Source organism: Companilactobacillus halodurans, assembly GCF_009600985.1.
GTDB classification, from domain to species: domain Bacteria; phylum Bacillota; class Bacilli; order Lactobacillales; family Lactobacillaceae; genus Companilactobacillus; species Companilactobacillus halodurans.
On sequence record NZ_VDFP01000013.1, the window covers coordinates 70,902 to 80,566 of the forward strand.

Genomic DNA, 9,665 nt, shown 5'->3' on the forward strand with positions numbered 1-9,665 from the left:
TTTAGTTTTCAAGTTTACTTATTGATCAGTTCGATTTTACTCTTGCCATCACCTAATTTTTTGACAAGTAATTGTTGACCGATACTTTGTTTCATAGATTCAATGTGGCTGATGACTCCGACCATTCGATTCTTACCAATATCTTCTAAGGCTGCCATTGCTTCATCAAGCGTTTCTTCATCAAGAGAACCGAAACCTTCATCAACAAAGAGAGCATCAATTTGAACACCATTAGCTGATGATTGAACTACTTCGCTTAATGAAAGAGCAATCGATAATGCTGCAATGAATGTTTCGCCACCAGAAAGAGTGTCAGATGAACGAGTAGCGTCAGTCTCACGGTCATAGACGTTGATATCCAAACCATGATCTTTTTGATGATCAACTGCCTTATCAGAAATGACAAAGGAATAGCGGTTGTGCGATAGACGGTTTAAGAAAGTGGCATTAGCATAAGCAAGAATTTTTTGGAGGTAATTTTGAACGACATAAGTTTCCAGTTTCAATTTATTATCATTACCATCGCGACCATTTACAACATTATATAAACTCGTTATTGCGGCTAGCTTTTTAGCAAAATCGCCTTGCTTTTGCATGATTGTTTTGACCTTTTTAAAGCAAGTTTCTGCATCTGCAAAATCACGACTGGCATTTTCAGCTTGTTTGATAGCTGCTTCATATTCTGCTTGAGCTTTATTTAGAGCTTGCTCTAGTTTGTCCAATTCGGGCTTTTTAACATTTTCCAGTTTTTTGGCAATCTTTTGAATGTTTTCTGTCAGCATTTCCTTTTCTTTTTGGTAACTAGAAATGGCCTCTCTTAAATTAGCGAGTTCATCTTGATTAAGTTCCTTGATCCATTGTTCTAAAATCGTTAAATCATTAGTTTTAGCAGTATCTGAATTAAGGCTCTCATCTAATTTCTCAGTTAAAGTTTTGATATTGGTAGTTTCTTTATCAAGTCGTTCTTGATTATCAGTTAATTTAGTTTGGGTGTTGCTGTAAATAACGTTATTCTTGTTAACTATTTCTTGAGTCGATTTAAGCTCATTTTGGAAATCTTCATAGTCTTTATTTAATTTATCTTTTTTATTGGTCAAATCCTGACTGGAAGATTTTGTGTCGCCAATATTTTGCAATCTTTGCTTTAAATCATTGGAACGTGTTTCAATTGCCGAATTCAATTTTTCGAATTTAGAATTGGCGTCGGTAAAAGCAGTTTGAGCATTTTCTTGTTCTTTTTCTAAATGCTTGATTTCTTGAGTTAATTCTTGTGATTCGGTGATTTTTTGGTTTATTTCTTTTATTTTGTTTTGGAAGACAGTTTTAACTTCTGCTGAATCAAATGATTCAGGTAATTCAATTTTTGAATCAGCAATGGCTTTAGTATATTTGTTAGATAAATTCATCTGTGCACTGACAGCAGATTTTTGTTTTTCATCGAATTCATCAGAAGCATCCTTGATATTTTGTTGGATATTTTTAACTGAATTATCAATTGCAGCAAAAGTTTTTTGCGAGTCATCTACGGCATCCATGGATTTACGCAACTCTTTTTCATCAGCTACGGCAGTGTTTTTTGCATAGGGATGATCAGTTGAACCACAAACAGCACAGGGCTCACCAGATTTTAATTCTTGTCTTAGTTGAGCAATCATCAAAGACTGTCTAGTTTTAATCTTTTCTTGATAATCTTTTTTGGCTTTTTCTAAAGCATTCGACTTGTTGTCTAAATCGTTATGAAGTTCGCCAAGTTTCTTTTGCAGTTTAGCAACCTCAGCTGCTGAGTTATTTCTTTCATTTTCAAGAGGAGAAAAAGTTTCGGTAAAGTTAGTTTGGGCGGTGATTAACTTGTCTTTTGCTTCAGACAGACCGTCAAATTTTTTCAGTTCTTCATTTTTAGTAGCAATTTTTTCTTTGAAGTTATTTAAATCTTGAGATTTCTGATTAGCGGTATTTTCGACTTCGATTAATTGCGGGTTTAAAGAATCGATTTCATGTTTGATTCTTTCAATGTCTTGAACTTTGGTAATCAAGACTGTTAATTCTTGAGCTTGCTGTTTTTTAGTTTCAAATTCGTTTGTCCTGTTATTTAATGTATCAATTTCAGCTTTAGCTTGTTTGAGCTTTTCTTGAGCAGAATCTAGTTGTTCAGAAATTTTTACTCGGTTATTTTTAGTGTCCTTTAAATCGGCTTTAGTTTTGTCTAAATCTCGGACTATTTCTTGAAGTGGCTTAGCCCAAGTCAATTCCATTACATGCTTTTGCTTATCGTCAATAGTGTTTTTTTGATCAGAAACATTGGTTTGATATTCTTTTTTTAATCGAGCTAAATCATCGAAATTATTTTGAATATTTTGAGCAGAGTGGTAATTTTCTTCAGCTTTTTTACGGACGGAGCTAGTTTTTTCTTGAACTGCTTTGGCATTAGTTAAGAGACTTTGACGATTGTTTAAGTATTCGGATAGGGCAGCAGTTAACTGGTCATTAGGAAGTTGTTGAAGATTGTTTTGTTCATCTTCAGTCCAAACAGGAGATTCAATTTGTGATTTCAATTCATTCGTGAAATCAGTGGCTTTATTATTAGCTTGCTTGTAGTGTTCCTTTAATTTGACTGTGAAATCAGTGAATAGTTGAGTTCCAAAGATTTTTTTAAGAATTTCTTCTTTATCAGCTGTATCTGATTTGAGAAATTGGGAAAAATCATTTTGAGGAAGCAGAATGATTTTTTTGAATTGTTCAGCACCAAGATTTAGAATTTCATGAATTGCATGACCAACATCAACCGGTTTACTAGCGATACTTTCACTTTCAACTGTTCCAACATCATCTACGACGGCTAGGTGAGCAGTCGGCTTCTTTTTAGTATTGCCAGTGCCAACTTTTTTAGCTAAATATTGTTCAGGCGTGCGGTCGACTTTATAAATTTTGCCGTTTTGTTCAAAGTAAAAAATAACTTTGGTAGTGTCTTTTTCAGTAGCAAATTGACTACGCATTTCCTTAGCGTCACGGTCAGATCTAGTAGTAGTGTTAAAAAGGGCATAAGTCATGGCATCAAAAATAGTTGATTTTCCAGCTCCAGTATCGCCACCGATTAGGAAAATAGGTGATTCGTCAAGTTTTCTAAAGTCGATAACTGAATGTTGGTGAGGTCCAAAATAATTAATATCTAAATAAATAGGTTTCATTTTTTCTCCCTTTCTACTTCATTGAAGATTGTACTAACGAGTGATTTTTGTGAATTAGATAATTCTTTACCAGTAATCGTTTGGAAAAACTGGTCAACTGTTTCTTCGGGGCTGATTTCATTAATATTAGTCGTCATAGTTTGTAAATCAGCATCGCTTTTATCAACTTGGTAGTCTAATTCAACGATTGTTCCGTAACGCTTCTGTAATTCAGAGCGGATATTAGTTTGAACGTGTTCGCTGCGGTCAAAATTTTGAATCGTAATTTCAAACCAGGCCTTATTAATAGGTTGTTTCTTATAAAAATCGGGATTACATAAAGTTTGCCAATCCTCTTCCAAAACGATTAAGTCAGTCTTTGGAGTCAGTGGCTTAAATTCATGACTTACACCTGTTTTATCGATGGTGACAATGTCGACGCCCTTGCCATTATTTTTAATACGAGCCTCTTTGATGTTGAACTTTACAGGGCTTCCAGAGTAGCGAATGTTATCGCTTGGTGAAGCAAATCTAGTGTGGATGTGGCCTAGCATCACATAGTCAAAGTCCTTGAATTGGTCAGAAGTGACAGTTGCCAAACCTCCAACTTGCGAAGTAGTTTCGCTGGTGAGTTCTAAATCATCATTTTGATTAGCAGAGACAGCAAAGTGGGTCACTAACAGATGCTTTTTGTTTGGGTCAAATAATTTCACCATATCGTTGACTACTAATTGCATCGCTGTACCAATAGTAGTGATTTTTTTGGCTTCATCTTCATCCATGCCGTGGTTCTTGTAGTAAACTCGTGCATCCAAGGGATCAAAGAATGGCAATAGGAAAATTTGAACATCAGCTGTTTCGATGGGCTTGAAAGCTTCACTTAATAACGTGTTCAAAAAGAAGCTAGTGTGTTCCATCCATTCACGACCATAATTGAGGCGCTGGGCACTATCATGATTTCCAGAGATTGCGTAGATAGGAATTTTATTCTCTAAATTGATTTCCCGTAACATTTTATCTAAAGCTGTAACTGCTTCGGGATTAGGAACGGCCCGATCATAAATGTCTCCAGCAATCACTACGCCATCGACTTTTTCATCTTTAGCAATCTGCAAAATTTGTTTAAAAGTATGTTCTTGTTCATCTAAGAGTGAATAACCATTTAATGTTCGTCCAATATGCCAATCGGCAGTATGTAAAAATTTCATCGCAAAGCCTCCATTTGAATTAATTGTATCAAAAGTGAATTATCCTGAAACTAAGATTTAATAAGAGTATAGCATTTATCTAGAACGTATGTTCGCAAAAACGATAAAAAAAAGACGATAAATAAATTATCGCCTTTTTTAGTAAATTTAGATTAATCATTTAAATTGTAACGTAATTTCATATGTTCAGAACCCATAGTTACCATATCGCCGAGTAGTTTTGTTTGTAATTCAAAAGCAGTGTCAGCAAGTTTTGCGTTAGCTTCTTCCAAATACTTCTTAACTTTCTTTTGATTCTTGAGATCACGGTCAGTTTCATTTTGAATCTTGCGATAAGCACTCATAGCATCGAGTTCGTAGTCATTTCTCATATCAACGTACAAATCATAGTCAGTATCGCCAAGTAAAGCAGTCGTACAACTTAACCAGTACATATTATTCATATCGAATTTGCCAGTAGCGTTCTTATATTGAGCCGGTGTGTCCTTAACGTTGGCATAGAATGGAACAACTGTGTTAAATGTGTTGGCGCCATAAGCAAGCCAGTGGATACCTGCAATTTCTGCTGGGACGTTATTTCTGATTTGCAAGATGTGGACGTCGTGATTTCTATTGATACCAATTGGTCTGAAGAGTTTCTTTTCAGCTTCAGTGCCATTTCCATAAACGTCGTACTTAGTATTCTCAAAGTGAGAGCTCAAAACAAATTTAACATCTTCAATGGAAATTTTGCGGTTGGCGTGACAAATGAATGGCAAATCTTGTTCCATTGGATTATCGGTCGTGTCGTCGGGACTGAAGAACTTTTGACCATACCAAGCACGAGGATTGTTATAAACAGTGTCTTTGATTGATGCGCTACCTAAGATATGTCTCAAATTGTACTTCTTGAAATCTGGATTCAAGTTGTTCTTATCAATCATTTTCTTCAAATCAGCTGAACAAAGCGTGTCATCTGAATCGAAATCGAAATTGTCGATGTTCATGCGATTAGGTGCAACGACATAAGCATCGTCAGGAATACGAACGGCTGCCCAGTGGTGTCCACCGATAGTCTCTAACCACCAAACTTCATTGTTGTCAGAAAATGCAATCCCGTTTGGTTCGTATGTTCCATATTCTTCAAGCAATGCTCCCAAACGTTTAACACCGTCACGGGCGCTTTGAATATAAGGGAGGACAACTGTAACGAGATCTTCTTCTCCAAGTCCTCCTTCAACAAATGGGTCCAAACCTAAAACGCGTGAGTTCGTCGTAATAGTTTCAGTTGCTGACATGGCGACATTTTCACTGTTGATACCAGCAGCAGGCCAAATTCCGTTACTCAAAATAGAGTTAGGGATTGAAGTGTAGCGCATTGGCTTGTCAGGCAAGTCAACTTTGACTTTACTGATAACTGATTTATAAGTTTTTGGTTGGTCTTCAGGATTAACAACGACAAAACGTTGTGGGTCCAAAGCTTCGTGACCATCATCATTTCTTGAAATAATAGTTGAACCATCGATTGAAGCCTTTTTACCGACTAAAATTGAGGTACATGAACCTTTGATTCGCTTTTCCATAGTAATAGCTCCTTTATATGAATTCTAATAACTTAATTATAACTGCTTTGATGACTTAAACCAATGGGTTGGGGGACTACTATAGGAAGAAAAAACACAGCCTTCGTTTTTAAGCGAAAGTTGTGTTTTCTATTTAGGTAAATTAATTTTATTTTCTTTAATGGCTGATAAGTATTTTTGTAGCAAAACATTTCTGACATGGAATTGAGCACCTGGTTTAGTATAAGCAGCGACTTGCAAGACTAAGGTACCGTCATTTTGGTTGGAAAATCCAACGATGTAAGGGCGTTTAGTAATCTGCATTTTTTCCATATCAATGTTTTTGTTGATTTCACCGATGATTTTTGTGATTTCTTCAAAAGGAGAATCATTAAAAATTGGAATTTCCATCAGTGCTTGCATACTATTGCGCGACTTATTGCTAACGATAGTAATATTTCGGTTGGGGATGTAATTCAATGTTCCATCGATACTGCGAACTTGGGTCGTTCTAATACCAACATATGTAACTTGACCTTCGATACTGTTGATTTTTATCATATCGCCAACGCTGATCTGCTGTTCTAAAAGGATGAAGAAGCCATTGACCATATCGGAAACGAATCCTTGAGCACCAAGACCAATTGCCAAACTGAAGATTCCCGCTCCAGCTACTAATGTTCCAACAGGAATACCTAAAGCTGAGAGGACGGCGTAAATCCAAAAGAACATCAGGACATATTTAAAAATGTTGAGAATCAAAGTATAAATCGTATCTAATTTTTGCGGAGCAATCGTTTTATTAGTTCTGCGAAGACTAGTTTTGAAAATATGACGGATGATTTTTTTACCAATCCAGTTAATCAATAAAAGGACGATTGTTAATAGGATCAATTGAATTGCAACTGTTGCGATGTGTTGCAAGACGCCTTCCCAATCTACTTTGAGAAAGAGTTTTTTTATCAGGGCGTTGGGATTTAGGTTCAGGGATGTGTTCAAGGTGTTAGTTCCTTTCGTGAAATATGCTGAAACTATATTATCACAAATAAATGGGGGATTGGTATTGGAAGGGTTCTGGTGAAGGTAATAAAAAAGCCCGGAATCTGATTTGGGCTGGATTCTGGGTTTGTGTAATGTATATTTTTTTTAGATAACCATTGGTTTTCTGCTGCATAGTGGAAACGAGCTCCACAAGGGCAACTCCCTACACCTAAGGCTATTTCCCAAATTGCTCGTAAAGTACGCGAGCAATTCGTGAAATTGTCTTAGGCTCCGGGAGCTGGGCGCCCTTGTTGCGCTCTCTGTCTACTTCATATAACTACCCGGTACAAAATCTTCCACTGCAACATACAATTTATCTGATAATTCTTTATACAATTCGTGTTCGCCTGTTGCTAGGGTGAAGTTTAGGTTGTCGCATGATTCGATCAATTTGATTGCGGCAGCAATTTTTAGGTCGTCATGCGAGTAGTCTATCTTACTTTTTCCGGTCACATTAATGTCTAAAGTTGGTTCATTTTTTCCTAATGTGTAGTCTTGAATGTTTTCTGTTATCAATTAAAAATCTCCTTTTTGAAACTTCCTCAGGTCTTGATGGATTCTTAAATTAACATATCATGAGGTACTTTTAAAGTATCTTGTACTAATCGTCGATTTTTTTGAAATGAAACCTGTTTCTTCTATAAAGGTTGTATTTATATATAAGTGATTTGGTGTATCTTATATAGTAATAATAATAAAGAGGGTTTGTTTATGGCTTTAATTTATATGAGAAAAGGTGTCATGGATGATTTAGATGCCATTATGGAAATAATTGATTCAGCTAAGGCACTCTTAAAGGCTGATGGCAGTACTCAATGGCAAGATGGAACTCCTAATAGAGAGATACTTTTAAATGATTTACGACATGGTTATGTGCGCGTTCTAGTTGTTGACGGTAAGATTGCTGGTACGGCAACGTTGATGACGCAGAAAGATCCGCATTACACCAAGATTTATGACGGAGAGTGGGACGATAATAAGGATAGGTATGCAACGATTCACCGCATCGCACTCTCAACTAAATATCGTGGAATGAAGCTCAGCAAATTTTTCTTTTCTAATTTAATCAGTGATACCTACGCACAAGAAATCTATCATATGCGTATTGATACACACGAGCTCAATTTACGAATGCAAAAATTGGTATCCTACTTCGGGTTTAATTATCGTGGCATCATCTATGTTAAGACTGGTTCTGAGGGTAAACGATTGGCATACGAGCTAAATATGGTACAGTAAGATTACTTATATAGAAGGGAACTACAAAATGACATACCCACAATTAGATTTAGAAAATGCGACAGGTAGCATGGCTACTATCAAAACTAACCATGGAGTTATCAAGATTCAATTATTCGACGAACTCGTACGTAAGACAGTTAAGAATTTCATCGAGTTGGCTCAAAAAGGTTATTACAATGGAATCATTTTCCATCGTGTTATCCCTGACTTCATGATTCAAGGTGGCGACCCAACTGGAACTGGTATGGGTGGCGAAAGTATTTATGGCGATAGTTTTGAAGATGAATTCACTGACCAATTGTTCAATTTGGATGGAGCTTTATCAATGGCTAATGCCGGCCCTAATACTAATGGCAGTCAATTCTTTATCGTTTCAAACCAAAATATGCCGAAGAGAATGATTAAAGAAATGGCTGGCACTGGATACCCAGAAGAAATCATTGCTGCATACAAGAATGGTGGTACTCCTTGGTTAGATCACAGACACACTGTCTTTGGTCAAGTTGTTGAGGGAATGGACGTTGTTCGTGAGATTGCTCGTGCTAAACGTGATGGCAATGACAAACCTAAAGAAGATATTACTATGGAAAGTGTTGAAATTGCCTAGTTATAGATAATAGGTAGTTAATTATATAGTAGATAGTTTAAAGCTAAGTTAACTGAGGGATGGGATGAAACTCAGATGACTTGGCTTTTTTATATTTATATATGAAGCTAAAAATTTGCTAGGAGGGTATATGAAGCGTTAGAGTAATGTTCTTGCTGGTAAAATTATGTACAATTAATAAAGGGTATTTTAAAGCAAGGTAATTGGTGTTATAGTATTAACCAATAAAGATATAACGAGTTCAATTAGTAAGGTTAATTCTCCTATTCATTTAGGAAGCAAAGAGTCGTAAAAGCTTTAAAATTCAATTAATTTAATCAATTTGAAAAAAATGTAAAAAAACACTTGCATCGGAGTATCTTTAAAGGTAATATATTACCTGTTGTCACGACAGAGGCAATAGCGACAAGGCTTTGCGAGTTTATCTCTTAGGTTTATCGCTTCAAATAATTTTAAAAAAGTTCTTGACTTGGTCTTGTAACTTCGATATGATTATTAAGTTGTCTGTTAGACATCACCTAACATCTTATCAATTCGTTGATATCTTGTTAGAAAAATTATTTTAAAAAGTTCTTGACATTAACTTGTCGGCTTGATAAAATAATTAAGTCGCTGATGAGCGTAAGCGCTTAATCAGCTGGTAGACCTTTGAAAACTGAACAAAGTTTTAACACTAAATTGTGTAGGCCAACATTTATTTGTTGGAATACAACGAAGTCAATTCGCTAGTAATATTTTTTTATGAGTCACAAACTTTTAATATGAGAGTTTGATCCTGGCTCAGGACGAACGCTGGCGGCATGCCTAATACATGCAAGTCGAACGAGCTTTCCTGATGATTGATGCTTGCATCATGAATCAG

General features: G+C 36.0%; 7 protein-coding genes and 1 rRNA gene. 3 read left to right on the forward strand and 5 right to left on the reverse strand.

From position 1 onward, the window contains the following. Positions 1 to 14: 14 nt before the first annotated feature. From FHL06_RS07660 to FHL06_RS07680, 5 genes are all read right to left on the reverse strand, one after another. Entirely contained in the window at positions 15 to 3,185 is a 3,171-nt protein-coding gene (locus FHL06_RS07660) for an AAA family ATPase (RefSeq protein ID WP_153385642.1), read from the reverse strand. Then, positions 3,182 to 4,372: an exonuclease SbcCD subunit D gene (locus FHL06_RS07665; RefSeq protein WP_153385643.1), complete on the reverse strand. Its 1,191-nt coding sequence runs from the start codon at positions 4,370 to 4,372 to the stop codon at positions 3,182 to 3,184. The genes FHL06_RS07660 and FHL06_RS07665 overlap by 4 nt, the downstream gene beginning before the upstream one ends. Positions 4,373 to 4,524: 152 nt before the next feature. Beyond that, complete coding sequence (locus tag FHL06_RS07670) at positions 4,525 to 5,934, reverse strand: C69 family dipeptidase (protein ID WP_153385644.1); 1,410 nt, start codon at positions 5,932 to 5,934, stop codon at positions 4,525 to 4,527. A 129-nt stretch (positions 5,935 to 6,063) separates the two neighbouring features. Next, positions 6,064 to 6,837, reverse strand: coding sequence for a mechanosensitive ion channel family protein (locus FHL06_RS07675; protein ID WP_238333979.1), 774 nt, complete (start codon positions 6,835 to 6,837; stop codon positions 6,064 to 6,066). A 381-nt stretch (positions 6,838 to 7,218) separates the two neighbouring features. Continuing rightward, the gene (locus FHL06_RS07680; protein ID WP_153385646.1) at positions 7,219 to 7,470 is read right to left on the reverse strand and encodes a hypothetical protein; all 252 of its coding nucleotides are present in this window, start codon (positions 7,468 to 7,470) and stop codon (positions 7,219 to 7,221) included. A 195-nt stretch (positions 7,471 to 7,665) separates the two neighbouring features. On the opposite strand from FHL06_RS07680, the gene FHL06_RS07685 reads away from it, so the two are divergent. The 3 genes from FHL06_RS07685 to FHL06_RS07695 all read left to right on the forward strand — a co-directional run. Continuing rightward, the gene (locus tag FHL06_RS07685) at positions 7,666 to 8,193 is read left to right on the forward strand and encodes a GNAT family N-acetyltransferase (protein WP_153385647.1); all 528 of its coding nucleotides are present in this window, start codon (positions 7,666 to 7,668) and stop codon (positions 8,191 to 8,193) included. A 28-nt stretch (positions 8,194 to 8,221) separates the two neighbouring features. Beyond that, positions 8,222 to 8,803: a peptidylprolyl isomerase gene (locus tag FHL06_RS07690; protein ID WP_153385648.1), complete on the forward strand. Its 582-nt coding sequence runs from the start codon at positions 8,222 to 8,224 to the stop codon at positions 8,801 to 8,803. A 757-nt stretch (positions 8,804 to 9,560) separates the two neighbouring features. Then, positions 9,561 to 9,665 (forward strand): 16S ribosomal RNA (locus tag FHL06_RS07695); the annotation flags it as partial.